The following is a 14,905-nucleotide window of genomic DNA, read 5'->3' on the forward strand; positions in this document are numbered from 1 at the left end:
AACGTTCATTACACCTGTCAAGACAGGTGTAAGCCATTTATTTGACCGGAATGGCTGAAACGATTCATTCCGTTCACAATTATTTTACTCTGGGAGGTTCTATCAATATGGAACGTGTGAAAGCTTTTCTGAAACGGAAGCAGGTTGTCATCTCCGTTCAGACGTATCTCATCGATGCGCTGGGCGCGATGGCATTTGGTCTGTTTGCTTCTCTTCTGATCGGTACCATTTTCGGCACGCTGGGGGAAAAAACAGGCGTTGTAATTTTTACTACGATCGCAGGCTACGCCAAGAGTGCGACCGGTGCGGCGCTCGGCGTCTCGATTGCCTACGCCTTAAAGGCACCGACGCTCGTCCTTTTCTCCGCCGCTACCGTCGGCATCGCGGGCAATGAACTCGGCGGTCCGGTCGGCGCGCTCGTTGCCACCATCATCGCAGCCGAGCTTGGAAAAATCGTCTCCAAAGAGACACCGGTTGATATTCTCGTCACCCCGGGTGTCACCATCATCTCCGGCATCCTGGCCGCACAGTTTGTCGGTCCGGGCGTCTCCGCATTCATGACCGCTTTCGGAAATCTGGTGAAGACAGCGACCGTCATGCAGCCGCTTTTCATGGGTATTCTGGTTTCTGCCCTGATCGGCATCGCCCTGACGCTTCCGATCAGCAGTGCGGCAATCTGCATCATGTTAAGCCTCGACGGTCTGGCAGGCGGTGCTGCCACCGCAGGCTGCTGCGCGCAGATGGTCGGATTTGCCGTTTTAAGCTTCTGTGAAAATAAATGGGGTGGTCTTCTGGCACAGGGACTCGGAACCTCGATGCTCCAGATGGGAAATATTGTCCGGAACCCGAAAATCTGGATTCCACCGACACTCGCCTCGATGGTCACCGGTCCGCTCTCCACGATGGTCTTCCATCTGGAAAATATTCCAGCCGGTTCCGGCATGGGAACCTGCGGTCTCGTCGGACCGATCGGCATCTACACCGCCATGCAGGGAAGTGGAAATTCGATGATGTGGCCAGGCATCCTGCTCATCTGCTTCGTGCTTCCGGCTGTTTTGACCCTGTTCTTCGGCGCACTTTGCCGGAAAGCTGGATGGATCAAGGAAGGCGATTTGAAACTGGATCTATAATTATAGCTCCATAAAACAGGCATTGAAATGCTCTTCATCCACCACTGTGTGGATAGCAAGCATTCCAATGCCTGTTTTTTGATCCAGTTATCTTTTCTTTTCCCTATTCCTTATCGTTCTTCTTTCCCCAGCAGCTCCCGCATACTTGCGAGCAGCTTCGCCTCTTTGTCTTCCTTATATTCTCCGAGCAGAACCTCTTCAAACTCCTTCTCCACCTTCATCCGGCGGAAATACGAGCTCATTTCATCCGCCATGCCGGAGAGCCGGTTTAACAGGCGGGAGAAATCGCGCAGCATCACGTCGTCCTTGTGGTACGGATAAACAATGTCGTGGTCAACCTCACTCCATCCCTCCTCGAACAGCGTTCTCGCCTGAATCTCGACGTAGTAACCGCGGTATTTGATGATGTAGTGAAGGGAACGGTAGATACCGCCTGACTTGATTTCGATCACATTTTCATCGTAGATCCGGCTGTCCCCGTTTCGGCGGTATACCTTCGGACGCTCTGCAATGTAGCAGTGTGTCTCATCGTTGTCAAAATCGCGCTCACGGTCTTTTACATACTGCTCCGGGGCATTTTCAAACGCCGATGTGATGTATTCATGGAAATGACGCCAATCCTCACGGTACAGGAAGAATACACGGATACCGATAAGGTCCGTCACGTATTTCCAGTAATTATCAACTCCCAGCTGGGCAAATTTCTCCGGCTGCTCTTTTTTCTTGCGGATGATCTTCTCCAGCAGATGCCCCGGTGCCTTGGTACGGTAACGGTAGGAATGGATCCCCGCTTTTTCAATATCATACAGATACTTATCTACAAAATCCTTGCCAATCTCCCGCAGCTTTCCCTCGATCGTCGCATAATGATCCGCGATCGCAGTCAATTCCTCCCAGGAAACGCCCGCCGCGTCAAAGTCTTCCTGTTCGATCCGATATTTTCTTAAAAATAAATCTCTCTCCATTATCTCCTCTTTATCGGAAGCCCACTGAGCGCAGGAACCGGGCAAATGCCTCCCTGCCTTCCGGCGTACACTTATATACGCCCGCGTCTTCCAGTACCTGCTCAAAGACAAGACCTACCTCTTTTTGCAGGATTTCGTTTATATTTTCACTTGTTATATGCTCATACTTCGGCAGGAACTCATCCACCCAGTCCGCATGCTTTTCAAGCTCCGGATTGGAACGGATATCGCCTCCGGAAAGGATCGCCTCCGCCAGATCGGCAAGCTCCTGTTTCAATCTGGACGGGAGCACCGCCAGACCCATGACCTCGATCAGACCGATATTTTCTTTCTTGATGTGATGCAGCTTCGCGTGCGGATGGTAAACACCAAGCGGATACTCATCCGTCGTGATGTTATTGCGGAGCACCAGATCCAGCTCGTAGAAATCGCCATTCTTTCTGGCAATCGGCGTGATCGTGTTGTGCGGTTCTCCGTCCGTCTCAGCATAAATAAAAGCATCCTCATCCGTATAGCTGCGCCATGCACGCAACACCTTTTCACCCAGATCAATCAGGCGGTCCGGATTCTTGGAACGGGTCCGCAGAACTGACATCGGCCATTTAACGATTCCGGCTTCCACATCCTCGAAGCCTTCCATCTCAAATTTCTGTTCAATCGGCGCTTTTGCCATCGCAAACGTGTAATGTCCGCCTTGGAAATGGTCGTGACTTAAAATCGAACCGCCGACGATCGGCAGATCCGCATTGGACCCCAGGAAATAGTGCGGGAACAATTTCACAAAATCAAACAATTTGACAAACGTTGCCCGTTCGATCTTCATCGGCGTGTGCACACCGTTGAACACGATGCAGTGCTCATTGTAATACACATACGGCGAATACTGAAAGCCCCACTGGCTGTCATTGACCGTGATCGGGATAATGCGGTGGTTATTGCGCGCCGGATGGTTGACACGTCCGGCATAGCCTTCATTTTCCTTGCATAAGAGGCATTTCGGATAACCGCTCTGCTTTGCCAGTTTGGCTGCCGCGATTGCCTTCGGATCTTTCTCCGGCTTGGATAAATTAACCGTGATGTCCAGCTCCCCGTATTTTGTATCTGTTTTCCATTTCATATCCTTGGAAACACGGTAACGGCGGATGTAATTGGAATCCTGGCTCAATTTGTAATAATAATTGGTTGCCGCCTCCGGCGATTCCTCATACAATTTCCAGAAATGTCCAATCACCTCGCTCGGGCGCGGCATCAGGCAGTTCATCAGCTTAGTGTCGAACAGATCGCGGTACACCACGCCGTCCTCCTTCAAAACGCCCGTCTCATGTGCATAATCAAGCAGGGCATCCAACGTCTCTTCCAGTGAAATCTCCCTGCATGCGCCCTGTGGTTCTTCATATTCATCCAGTCCCAGAACCTCGAGAATCTGGTTCGTCGCGTAAATGCGATCCGACTCCTGAAGAAGCCCCGTATTGACTCCGTACTGTACTAAATTTCTGATTGCTTCATATACTGCCATACCCTATCCTCCTGACTGAAAAACAACCTTGCTGTTTCATTCTTATCCTTTTATCATTATAACTTTAGCTGCCCGTATACCATTGCGCCACCTTATCTCATGGCATTTTCGGTTCCAAAAATGCCTGCATATGAACAGTCACTGTACATCCTCTTACTCTTGTGGCTTCCATTTACATAAATTTTGTCAAATCCAGACATTTTAAGCGGTTTACCAGGATTCCTCCGAGAAGCCCAATCAGCGCCCCCGCTGCCGTTCCGGCTGCCAGAAGCACCGGAAGATAGTAGAACAGACTCGCATTTTCCACCACCAGCGCCGCCACGATAAGCTGCCCGATGTTGTGTCCCGCACCACCCAGGATGCTGACACCGGTCACGCCGAACCAGTCCAACCGGCGGAACACCACCATCAGAAGAAGGCTGACCGCAGCACCTGCCAGACTATACAGCATCATCGACAGGTTTCCAAACGTAAATCCTACCAGCACGATACGCACCAATGCAATCGCCGCTGCCGCACCGGCTCCCAGCAGATACAGGCTCACGATCGACGCCAGATTCGCCAATCCCAGCTTGATCCCCGGAACGCCCAAGTTGAGCGGTATCAGGGTCTCGACATAGCTCAGCAGAAATGCCAGCGCTGTCATCATTCCATATAAAGCGATTTTTCCGGCTCTGGATGTGCCTGCTCGTCCTTTTTTCTGCATTTCTTCCTCCTCTGTATACCTCTATAAATATATTAGTAAAAATTTTTAGTTTTGTAAAGCGCGTAACTGTTCACAGATAGGAATTTTCTGAACTAAAAATTCCGTACGATACAGTTCTGGCGTTACTGTTCACGCATACGTGTACAGTAACGTTCTGGCTGCCGATGCGTTTAGTTTCTGGGCCGTAATCTTGACTTTCCTATCAACCTTTGTTAGAGTAGTTGCAGACATTTTTGCAAACATAGTTTCAAACCGAATTTTCGATATTTTTAAGAATGGAGCTCTTTATGAAAAAAAAGGATTTATCCGCGCTTCTGACACTTCTTGCCGTCGTATTTTTGGGCTGCGGCGCGGCGCTTCTTTTCAGCAAATCCCGCCGGGAGCCGATCAGCCGTTCCGCGTTTCTGCTGAATACATTTGTCAACATCACACTCTATGATTCGCAGGATGAAGCGATCCTTGACCACTGTGTGGACATGTGCCAGGAGTACGAAAACCGTTTCAGCAAGACGATCGAGGGCAGCGAGCTTTACAAGTTAAACCACCGCAGCGCCGACGAGACGACTTTTACCGTCTCCGACGATATGGCGGCGATGATTTCTGAAGGACTGCATTACAGTGAGGTTTCCCATGGTGCCTACGACCTGACGATCGAACCGCTCAGTTCTCTCTGGAATTTTACCAGCGACGAGCACGTGATCCCGGCGGAGGATGACATAACAGCGGCGGCAGAACGCGTCAACTGGAAAAATGTGAAACTTGACGGAAATACTTTAACCTTCCTCTCCCCGGACACGACGATTGACCTCGGCTCCATCGCCAAGGGCTACATTGCCGACCGCATGAAAGACTATCTGACCGAATCCGGCGTCGAAAGCGCCATCATCAACCTGGGCGGCAACGTACTCTGTGTCGGTGAGCGCACAAACCACCAGCCGTTCCGCATCGGGCTGCAGAAACCGTTTGCCGACTATGCAACGGTTTTTGCCGATCTGAATATTGATGACATGTCCGTTGTCTCCTCCGGCGTCTATGAGCGCCATTTTGAGAAAAACGGTGTCAATTACCATCACCTGTTAAACCCGAAAACAGGCTATCCGTACCAGAACGGACTGGTTTCCGTGACGATCGTCTCCCCGCGTTCGGTGGATGGCGATGTACTCAGCACGACCTGTTTCTCGATGGGACTGGATAAGGGCCTGGAACTCATCAATTCAATGGATGGCATTTATGCTTATTTTATCACGGATGATTATAAACTGATTTACTCGGATGGAGCGGAGGCATTTATTGATGAAATCAAAGAAAAATAGAAATGATTTTGTTTTGATTCTGGTTCTTCTTGCCGTCATACTCATCGGTTTTCTGGTTGTGCGCTTGCAGCGCCAGAAGGATGCTTTTACCGTTGATGTCAGTGTCAATGGAACAACCGTCGCCACCTACCGGCTGGATGAGGAGATAGACACCTGGATCGACGGGTATCAGGGGGGACAAAATCATCTGGTGATTCAAGATGGATGTGCCCGGATCGAAGAGGCAGACTGCCCGGACAAGCTCTGTGTGAAGCAGGGAACCGTTTCAGAGAGTGGGGAATCGCTGGTTTGCCTGCCGAATAGGGTGGTTGTGGCGGTTAAATAGATATGGTTTGCCAACACGGACGGAAACGCCCAGCGGGTACGCATAATTGCGCCGCTGGGCGTTTTCTGTTTATTTTATTCCACAAATTTGATCGATTTTAAGCAGCTCTTCCTCGCTCAACGGTGCCCCATCCAACATTTTCAGATTATCTAATATCTGCTCCGGTTTGGACGCACCGATGAGAACGCTGGTTACCACAGGATCCTTCATGACCCATTTGAGCGCCATCTGGGAGAGTTTTTCGCCTCTCTGTCCGGCCATCTCGTTGAGGGCGCGGATCTGGCTGATTTTTTCTTCGGTGAGCTGGTCTTTTTTGAGAAATCTGCCGTCGGTCATGACGCGGCTGTCGGCTGGGATGCCGTACAGATAACGGTCGGTTAAGGTTCCCTGTGCAAGCGGGCTGAATGCAATCAGACCTTTCTTTTCTTTGACAGCAGCTTCTTTTAAGCCGTTGTTTTCGATCGTGCGGTCAAAGATGCTGTAGCGGTTCTGATTGATGACGAACGGGCATTTCAGATCACGCAGGATCGCAGCGGCTTCCTGCATTTTTTGTCCATTGTAGTTGGAAAGTCCTGCATAGAGAGCTTTTCCGCTCTTAACTGCCTGATCGAGTGCTCCCATCGTCTCCTCAAGCGGCGTCTCCGGGTCCATCCGGTGATGGTAGAAAATGTCTACATACGGAAGTCCCAGGCGTGTAAGGCTCTGATCGAGGCTTGCAAGCAGGTATTTACGGCTGCCCCAGTTTCCATAAGGGCCGTTCCACATCTCGTATCCGGCTTTCGTGCTGATGATCAGCTCGTCTCGATATGGCATGAAATTTTCCTTTACAATCCGTCCCAGATTTTCCTCAGCACTTCCCGGCTCCGGTCCATAATTGTTGGCAAGGTCAAAGTGCGTGACGCCATTGTCAAAAGCGGTAAAACACAGCTTCCGCATTGTCTCATAGACGCCAGTGCTGCCAAAATTATGCCAGAATCCCAGCGAAACTGCCGGGAGTCTGAGTCCGCTGCTGCCGCAGCGGTTGTAGGTCATTCCATCATATCTTGCGTCTGCTGCCTGATACATATACTCTTTCCTTTCCTACTCCCGTCCAGCCTCTGCCTGAACCTCGCGGATAGCTGCGTCGATCTGTGCCTCTACGGATACCGGCTTCTGGACCGGTGCTTCCGGCTGCTTCTTTACTTTCTGTACGGTCAGCGGCATATTAACGCCCAGCGGATTGAGAACGATGCCCTTTGCCTCCTCCGGGAGTACCTGAGCCAGCTTGAGCGCATCTACGACAACCGGGCGGAATTTCTTCTCACGGTTGAAACGCTGGAACTCGATCACATCCGTAAAGATCGGCTGGAAAATATCTCCGCTCTTTAATTTAACCAGCGGAATGCCATTTCCTTCCTCTGGAAGCGGCACGATATAGCGGCCCTTCGTGAAGTGCGCGCCGATCTCCTCCTGTAAATCGTTTAATTCCGGCGTAATCTCCTGATTTGGCTGACGGCGCAGATCCTGCATATAGTAAAGCATCGTCAGGTGCAGCTCCGGGTTCTCCACCCAGACTTTTCCATTCTTACTCTCCTCCGGGTCTTTGCGTCTTACAAACTCGGTCAGCTGAATCATCTTCTGCTCCTCGCCCACGTGTACCTGGATAGCATTGACACCCATCGTGTAAAGGCTGGTATAGAAAAGCAGAAGGCTCTTTCTGTCTACCTTCGCGATTCCTACCGGAATCTGCTGCTCTGCCAGCTTCTGTGCGCCTGCCTTTGCGCCCTCTTCGTCCGTAAACAGCAGGATGGCATCATCCATTGTTTCCGGATCACAGTATACATACGGCTCTTTCGTACATCCGGAAAGAATGGCATATAAGGAATCTGCCTCTCTTAACTTCTGTGCGAAGATATCCGGCTCCTGTTCATTCGTATTTGTCTGCTTTGTCTCGTTTTCCATCCGTCTAATCTCCTTTTTATTGAATCGTCATCAATGCCTCAAAATCAGCCCGTGCAAATCGGTGGTAAATCGTGTGCCCCATCTCCTCACGGATGCAGTAATCATATGCATCGATGCTGCTGTCTGTAAAATAAATGACATAATCAAAATCCATGCCGTCCGGCATCTGCCGACACTCATACGCACCGAATTTTTCAAACACAGCGGTAATCTCTTCCTTTGTGCAGGCGTGCTTTTCCCGAAACAACTGGATCAGCTCCTTTAAAAACGGCGGTTCCGGAACCTGCTCATGGACATACTCCACAAAATCCGGCGGGATCGTAAAGACGATCCGATCGGCGTGGATCCGAATCTGGGTATCTCCCATTTTCTCCTTCTTCGCCTCCAGCTCATGCCGTATCTTCTTCGCCAGCTCCCGGATATCCGTCTCCTGCATCTCCAGCATCGCATTCAGGGAAGAAAGCGGATAATAAAGGCGCATCGTCTCCCTGGCATAACCAAGTTTTAGCTGCGCCTCTTTGATCTGATCCGTCATATTTTGAATTAAAGCTTCCAGTTTCATGTCATACTCCTGCCTCGGAAACGAAACCTCCGTCCCCGGCATCTTTATTGGGTCGATTGAATCATTGATAAGTACCTTTTTCACAATCTCTCTCATTATAACAATTTACCGAAAATGCGTCAATATGCGGATATTTGCTTTTTCGGTTTCTGTACACGCATAGTTACTGGGCACGTATGCGTGTACAGTGACACACATATGTGCCCAGTAACAGACCTCTACAAATAGCAGGTCGTAAAATGCGCCTCGCCCTCGTCATCCAGATCCATGAGCATGTAGCTCGGGCGTCTGCCCTCCTGGCGCGGAAACGAAAGACTGCCCGGATTCAACACAGTCAGATCCCCGCGCAGCTCCAGATACGGCTTGTGGGTATGTCCAAACATCGCAATCTGCACGCCGCGATCCTGTGCCTCATCGATCAGGCGCTCCGTCCCAACCGATACGCTATAAAAATGACCGTGGGTTAGAAATGTGCGGTATTTTCCAATCGAAATCTCCTTCTCACGGTCCAGATGGGAGAAAAAATCATTATTTCCCAGCACCATATAGACCTCGCAGTCCGGGTTCTGCTCCTTACACCACGATGTAATCATGTCCTCACTTCCCTCGGCGTCACCCAGATGAATGAACATGTCAAACGGTGCTTCATTCTGGATGACTTCCAGCAGATTACCATCCCGACGGTGGGTGTCGCTTGTAATTAATATCTTTTTCATCTCTCGCCAAGCGCCTCCTTCAGCGCATCTTTCATCCGCTCCAGCGCCTTGCCCCGGTGGCTGATACGGTTTTTCTCCTCCATCGTGAGCTCTGCTGACGTTTTGCCGTACTCCGGCAGCCAGAGAATCGGATCATATCCAAATCCGCCGTTTCCAGCCGCTTCCTTTGCAATCTCGCCCTCCATCGCCGCTTCTGTGTGAAGCACTCTGCCATCCGGCAGCACTGCCGCGATATTGCACATAAAACGGGCGCTCCGCTCTTTTCCTTTTGCATCCTTCACGCGCTCAATCAAAATCCGGTTCTTTTCCTCATACGGTGTGTCCCCTAAATACCGCGCTGAATAAACGCCCGGCTCGCCGTTTAAATAATCTATCACCAGTCCGGAATCATCTGCCAGCACGATGCCGCCCGTCTTCTCCCAGACTGCCTTCGCCTTGATCTCTGCATTCTCGCGGAAGGTGGTTCCATTTTCCTCGATCTCGCCTTCAAATCCAGCCTCGCGCATCGTAACAATCTCACGGTTTAAATCCTTTAAAATCTCACGGATCTCTTTCAGCTTTCCCGCATTTCCCGTCGCAAATATAATTTTCTCGCTCACTTTTCCTCGCTCCTTTATCCTCAAACAGCATGGCTTTTCATATCCCGACATTCCGAATCACCGTTCTTCAAAAACAGCTTCCGCCATACCTTCACATCCGTACCAGCAATCAATTCCAGGAATCCACATTCCTCGTATACGCTTTCAAACACACATTGCAGTTTTGCTCCGTCTCCACGCGCTCCCAGGAGGAACCGCGGTAACTGATATAGCCTTCACCGTCGCTTAAATCGACCGTCAGTCCCTTATCCGGCGAACTGTACTCGATCGCCACCGGATGAATCGCTCCCGGCGTCGTGATCTCGACAATCACGGCAAACCGTTCGCCTGCCTCCAGCGTCACCGTCTTATCCAGCAAAACCGTATAATATCCGGCGTTCGCAACCTCCCCGGAAGCCACCTTTCTGCGCCGCCCGAACTGGGAGCTGCCCTCGGCGTCCGTCACGGTATATACCTGATACGATGTATTTTCCCCGGTTGCATAGAAGCCGACTGCCTCCAGCTCTTCTTTCTCCTCTGCCGTATAAATATTGGCAAAAAATGCCGATTCTTTTCCGTAACCGAGCTGCCCGACCCAGCCGCACAGATCTGTCTGGTAAATGTGGTCGTAATTATCTGCCGACTCGATTCCGGAATAGAGAATGTTGTGGATCCCAATATTTGTATCATAGTAGGACACGTAAAAATACCCATCGTCCCCAAATTCGCCGCCCCAGCTGTTGGCGCAGATAAACGCGCCATCCCCCTCCGGCGGCTGATTAAAATTGTCTCTCGAATAGTGGTCATCCCAGCCGATGATCACAACGTCATGATTTGGCTTCTCATCGCCATTATACCAGTACGCCCCTGTCTCTTTCCGGTAATAATGCGTGTCGTCGCGGTCACTGACCATCGCCGTATACAGGGAGCTCTGAACGCCTCCGTACAGATAAACCGCCCGTTTAACCGCCTCATAATCCTTCTCCGGCAACACCTGTATCTCCTGCACATGACAAGCAGGGCTTAAACCGTCAGGCGAATAGCCGTCGCCGTATGGATCCTCTTCTTCCAGCACCGGCCCCTGCCACGCCAGCAGATACGCCATCGACATCGTATACTCGCCCCCGGCATTCTGTGAAAAATGGAAGCTGTTCCGGAGGGACATATGATCCTCCGAAAAGCTGACATTCCACTCCGGCCGGACACGACTTTCCAGCGCCATCACCGATGCAAACGCCCAGCACGTTCCGAGACTCCCCTGGTTTTTAACCGCCGGTGCCCGGCCAGCCTTCCGGTAATCATAGGATTCCGGCAAAAACGTGGCTGGATCCTCTGACCCGGTCAGTTCCATTTTCCGGTTCTCTGCATCCCAATTTTCTTCATAGGAAAATACCTCCGTCACCGCCTCAAGCGGCACATACAGGATTCCATTTTCCCACTCTGGGGGTGCTGCAATCGTCTGGCTCTCCTCCCCAAGCAAAAGTTCCGGGCTTCCGACCGTCATCTCCGCATGAGTATTGCCGCGCTCCATCACAAGCCGGTTTCCATCGTAGAGAAGCGCCGCACAGGAAAGCGCGTCCGGCAGCATCCCATACGGTATCATAAACTGCCCGTCCTGCGACATTCTCAAGCTTCCAAGCTGCGGATCGACCATTGTTCCATCGACTTCCAGCGTGATCGGGCTGTCATTAATCTCCTCGGCCATCTGCTCATACCACTCCGGCTGCCACTCGGCGCTCTCCTCCGTCTTTTCCACCTGCTTCGGAATATGAATCAGACGGTTCTCGCGTACCAGAAATCCCAGCAGAAGCACCAGAAGCGCCCCATAGAAAACATTACGCTTCAACCTGATCCCCCGTTTTTCTTCTCGGCGGCTTCGGACCCATAAACTGATAATAATACGTCTTCATCATACCATTGTAGATTTTCCGGTTCTTGTCCGCTTTCCTGCCAATATAGCGCTCTGCGTCCTCATACGCGGTAATCAGGTACATCGACCAGGAATCCAGCGCCTTAAACCGTTCACCGATCGTCTTATAGAGCGCTGGAAGGTTCTTTTTCTCCTCGATACGCTCGCCGTAAGGCGGGTTTGTGATAATAAAGCCATATTTCTTCGGATGGCTCAGCTGCGCCACCGGGCGCTCCTGGAAATGAATCATGTGATCCACTCCGGCTCTCTCCGCATTTTCCCGCGCCGCCTTGATTACCTCTCCGTCAATATCGTAGCCCTGAATGTCTACCTTTACGGTATCATCCACCATCTCGGTCGCTTCATCGATCGCGTCGTACCAGCATTTCTTCGGAATCAGGTTTGTCCAGCTCTCCGACAGGAAGGAACGGTTCATGCCCGGTGCCATATTTGCCGCGATCATCGCCGCCTCGATTGGGAAAGTACCGCTTCCGCAGAACGGATCGACCAGAATCCGGTCCGCTTTCCACGGAGTCAGAAGAATCAGCGCCGCTGCCAGTGTTTCCGTGATCGGCGCCTTACTCGTCATCTGACGGTAACCGCGCTTGTGCAGCGACTCGCCGCTCGTATCGATACCGACTGTCACCTGATCCTTATAGAAAAAGACGCGCAGCGGATATTCATTGCCCGTCTCCGGCATCCGGTCCAGATCGTAATATTCCTGCATATGACGGGCAATCGCCTTTTTCATAATTCTCTGGATATCTGACGGGCTGAACAGCTTACTCGAAATAGACGACGCCTTTTTAACCCAGCATTTACCGTCCTTCGGAAGATATTTCTCCCACGGAATCGCACGGGTCGCCTCAAACAGCTCGTCAAAGGTCACTGCCTTGAAGCTTCCCACTTTTAAAAGGACGCGCTCCGCCGTCCGCAGAAAAATATTCGCACGGCAGATCGCCTCCGCATCGCCGATAAAGGTTACGCGACCATTTTCCACCTCGGTAACCTCATAGCCCAGATCCACTACCTCTTTTTTTAACACTGCTTCCAGTCCAAAATGGCAGGAAGCAATCAGTTCATATCGTTTCAATCTTTTTTCCTCTTATCTCTCTGTGGATTCATTGCCAAATCATTTCATGCAAAGAATCCTTTTATTTTCATTACAGTCTTCACCATTTTTATTCTAGTTGACTGGTCTGCATCTGTCAATGAAAAGCCGCGGCAAAAGTGTCTATCTCAGGCTGCACTGATACTTCCCCTGATAAAAGCGGTAACCGCCGCCCAGATTATAAACCTCATATCCCATCCGGTCATACCAGCCGCACACCAGAAGGCTTTCACTCCCCCGCGCACAGTAAAACAGAAGCGGACGTTCACCTGTAAGTGTCTGCCGGTTATCCTGAAGCCATAAAAATGGAATATTTTCCGCCTCGCAGAGGTGAGATACATTATATTCTTCCGGCGTCCGAAGGTCAATCAGCCGTCCCGTGTACCCTTGCTCCAGCCACGCGTCCAGATACCGCACCGGTATGGTCTGATACATCCGTCATCCCTCCTCATTTTATACAAAAACGGTTTCTGACAGAACCCGATTTCTTTTTTAACTCTATGTAATATTAATATATGCTTTGTCCGTCGGACAGGTGTCGGAGGAGATGCGGCAGCCTCTTCCATTGGCTAGAAAACGAACAAATGCCGGGAAACGGTGGATATTCCGCATTCCCGGCATTCACTATTTTTTCTCTTATCTGCCTGTCTCATCAGTCACAATCGCTGTAATCATCCTCTGTCTTGTCCTGATACTGGTTTTTAGAGCTATTCCTGGAACGGTTCTGGCTCTGGTTCTGCATGCGGTTCTGGCTCTGGTTGGAACCATAATTAGAGCTGTTCTTGGATGCATTTTTGGTGCTGTTTTTCTCAGCACTGTTATCATAGTTGCTGTAACTGTTTTTGCTTGACATAAGTCATTCCTCCTAAATTCCTGCCCTGTCAGGTTTTCTACGTGTCGGTTCCGGCTTCCTGTGAACAGCCGCTTAACCGTCACTTTCTTGTTACAGGTCTTAGTATGGAATTTTACTGCGAAAGTATGCAGGGTAATTCTTACTTTTTATGCCAGTAATATTTTTTTGTTTCATCGGACGCAATTTCCTATGAAATCAAAAAACATCTGCATCCAACCCTTTTTTCATGAAAAGGTTCAATGCAGATGTTTCGTAAATTCATTCTTAACCCAGCACGTTCACAATCTTAACCGGTGTGCGGTAGTTCCATGGGGAAGTCTTGATGCCGGTCCTTTCAGTTGAAGCATGTACCACTTTGCCGTCGCCGATATACATCGCTACATGGTTGATACCTCTTCCGCTTCCGTAGAAAATCAGGTCGCCCGGCTGCATCTGGTCAGCGCTGATTGCTGTACCCTGCCTGGACTGGGAAGTTGAAGAACGGTTCAGGCTCACACCGGCACCGTGCTGCATCACATATTTCGTAAAACCAGAACAGTCAACCCCTGTGTGCGGGTCGCTGCCGCCAAATTTATAACGTCCACCTACAAACTGCAGTGCATAATTGACTAACTGCTCTCTGGTCGAGAGATTGCTCTGCTCTGCGACAAATGCATCTGCGACTGCAGCTGCTTCCTCTGCCTTGCTGAGCATAACGCTACTCTGAACCTTCAAATAGCCTTCCATCTCACCGGCTGCTACCTTGATCCAGCTGTCGTCTGCCTTTCCAACTACGTCATAGGACTCGCCCTTTTCAGCCATCGCTACTACTTCTGAGTTTTCATCCTCATCCGCATAGATCGAAAGGTCTGCTGCCACGGTTGCCACCATGTCGCTCTCATAACCTGTAGACGGCCCCGCAAAAGCTGCCTGCGCGCTGCCAATGGTCAGCATTGAGCACACGCATACCATACTGAAAAGTTTCTTTGTTCTATTTAAATTCATGCTTCAAAACTCCTTAATTAGATTTTGTGATTCCCGCAGATATTGCTGAAACAAAAGAATCGAGTCCCAATCGCTGTGGTGTTATCTATCGTTCGAAATGTTACATAATTATTAAATCTTGTTACATTGTTATTATATTTTCTTTTCTTTTCGTTGTCAAGGAAATGACGGATCTTTTATATTTATTTAAGATTTTAATTTCCGACAAAAAAGCGCAAAAATACAGGGAATTTCAACCATATTGGGACAAAATATTTTTGCCCCAGGCTGCCGAAATGCCCTGTATTTTCAAGTGT

General features: G+C 50.2%; 16 protein-coding genes. 3 read left to right on the plus strand and 13 right to left on the minus strand.

Annotation, left to right across the window (positions count from 1 at the left end):
* The first annotated feature begins 107 nt into the window (after window positions 1-107).
* Window positions 108-1,130: a PTS sugar transporter subunit IIC gene (locus tag DW739_RS07945; RefSeq protein ID WP_022359346.1), complete on the plus strand. Its 1,023-nt coding sequence runs from the start codon at window positions 108-110 to the stop codon at window positions 1,128-1,130.
* Window positions 1,131-1,240: 110 nt separating this feature from the next.
* On the opposite strand, the gene DW739_RS07950 is transcribed toward DW739_RS07945, so the two are convergent.
* From DW739_RS07950 to DW739_RS07960, 3 genes are all read right to left on the minus strand, one after another.
* Window positions 1,241-2,095, minus strand: coding sequence for a RelA/SpoT domain-containing protein (locus tag DW739_RS07950; protein ID WP_265104151.1), 855 nt, complete (start codon window positions 2,093-2,095; stop codon window positions 1,241-1,243).
* Window positions 2,096-2,105: 10 nt separating this feature from the next.
* Window positions 2,106-3,611: a UDP-glucose--hexose-1-phosphate uridylyltransferase gene (gene galT, locus DW739_RS07955; protein ID WP_118491591.1), complete on the minus strand. Its 1,506-nt coding sequence runs from the start codon at window positions 3,609-3,611 to the stop codon at window positions 2,106-2,108.
* A 172-nt stretch (window positions 3,612-3,783) separates the two neighbouring features.
* Window positions 3,784-4,317, minus strand: coding sequence for a Gx transporter family protein (locus DW739_RS07960; RefSeq protein ID WP_107000497.1), 534 nt, complete (start codon window positions 4,315-4,317; stop codon window positions 3,784-3,786).
* Window positions 4,318-4,604: 287 nt separating this feature from the next.
* Between DW739_RS07960 and DW739_RS07965 the strand changes: the two genes are divergently transcribed.
* Complete coding sequence (locus DW739_RS07965; RefSeq protein WP_118522667.1) at window positions 4,605-5,630, plus strand: FAD:protein FMN transferase; 1,026 nt, start codon at window positions 4,605-4,607, stop codon at window positions 5,628-5,630.
* Window positions 5,611-5,955, plus strand: coding sequence for a NusG domain II-containing protein (locus tag DW739_RS07970; protein WP_181357182.1), 345 nt, complete (start codon window positions 5,611-5,613; stop codon window positions 5,953-5,955). Before DW739_RS07965 ends, DW739_RS07970 begins: the two co-directional genes overlap by 20 nt.
* 69 nt (window positions 5,956-6,024) lie before the next feature.
* Here DW739_RS07970 and DW739_RS07975 read toward each other — a convergent pair whose 3' ends face one another.
* The 10 genes from DW739_RS07975 to DW739_RS08020 form a co-directional block, all read right to left on the minus strand.
* Window positions 6,025-7,020 (minus strand): aldo/keto reductase, encoded by a 996-nt coding sequence (locus DW739_RS07975; protein ID WP_107000500.1) that lies wholly within the window; start codon window positions 7,018-7,020, stop codon window positions 6,025-6,027.
* Window positions 7,021-7,035: 15 nt separating this feature from the next.
* Complete coding sequence (locus tag DW739_RS07980; protein ID WP_022359338.1) at window positions 7,036-7,896, minus strand: SseB family protein; 861 nt, start codon at window positions 7,894-7,896, stop codon at window positions 7,036-7,038.
* Window positions 7,897-7,912: 16 nt separating this feature from the next.
* Entirely contained in the window at window positions 7,913-8,542 is a 630-nt protein-coding gene (locus DW739_RS07985; RefSeq protein WP_182427961.1) for a DUF3877 family protein, read from the minus strand.
* Window positions 8,543-8,676: 134 nt separating this feature from the next.
* Window positions 8,677-9,174 carry a metallophosphoesterase gene (locus tag DW739_RS07990; RefSeq protein ID WP_118742891.1) on the minus strand — a complete coding sequence of 166 codons (498 nt, stop codon included), beginning with the start codon at window positions 9,172-9,174 and terminating at the stop codon, window positions 8,677-8,679.
* The gene (gene rdgB, locus DW739_RS07995; RefSeq protein ID WP_107000503.1) at window positions 9,171-9,773 is read right to left on the minus strand and encodes an RdgB/HAM1 family non-canonical purine NTP pyrophosphatase; all 603 of its coding nucleotides are present in this window, start codon (window positions 9,771-9,773) and stop codon (window positions 9,171-9,173) included. Before rdgB ends, DW739_RS07990 begins: the two co-directional genes overlap by 4 nt.
* Window positions 9,774-9,882: 109 nt before the next feature.
* Window positions 9,883-11,598: a lectin like domain-containing protein gene (locus DW739_RS08000; protein WP_118742892.1), complete on the minus strand. Its 1,716-nt coding sequence runs from the start codon at window positions 11,596-11,598 to the stop codon at window positions 9,883-9,885.
* Entirely contained in the window at window positions 11,588-12,754 is a 1,167-nt protein-coding gene (locus DW739_RS08005; protein ID WP_118742893.1) for a class I SAM-dependent RNA methyltransferase, read from the minus strand. Before DW739_RS08005 ends, DW739_RS08000 begins: the two co-directional genes overlap by 11 nt.
* A 141-nt stretch (window positions 12,755-12,895) precedes the next feature.
* Window positions 12,896-13,207 carry a rhodanese-like domain-containing protein gene (locus DW739_RS08010; RefSeq protein WP_022359332.1) on the minus strand — a complete coding sequence of 104 codons (312 nt, stop codon included), beginning with the start codon at window positions 13,205-13,207 and terminating at the stop codon, window positions 12,896-12,898.
* A 217-nt stretch (window positions 13,208-13,424) separates the two neighbouring features.
* Window positions 13,425-13,625, minus strand: coding sequence for a hypothetical protein (locus DW739_RS08015; protein ID WP_107000506.1), 201 nt, complete (start codon window positions 13,623-13,625; stop codon window positions 13,425-13,427).
* A 264-nt stretch (window positions 13,626-13,889) separates the two neighbouring features.
* The gene (locus DW739_RS08020) at window positions 13,890-14,609 is read right to left on the minus strand and encodes a C40 family peptidase (protein WP_118742894.1); all 720 of its coding nucleotides are present in this window, start codon (window positions 14,607-14,609) and stop codon (window positions 13,890-13,892) included.
* Window positions 14,610-14,905 lie beyond the last annotated feature (296 nt).

This window comes from Clostridium sp. AM28-20LB (genome assembly GCF_003480665.1).
Lineage (GTDB): Bacteria > Bacillota > Clostridia > Lachnospirales > Lachnospiraceae > Otoolea > Otoolea fessa.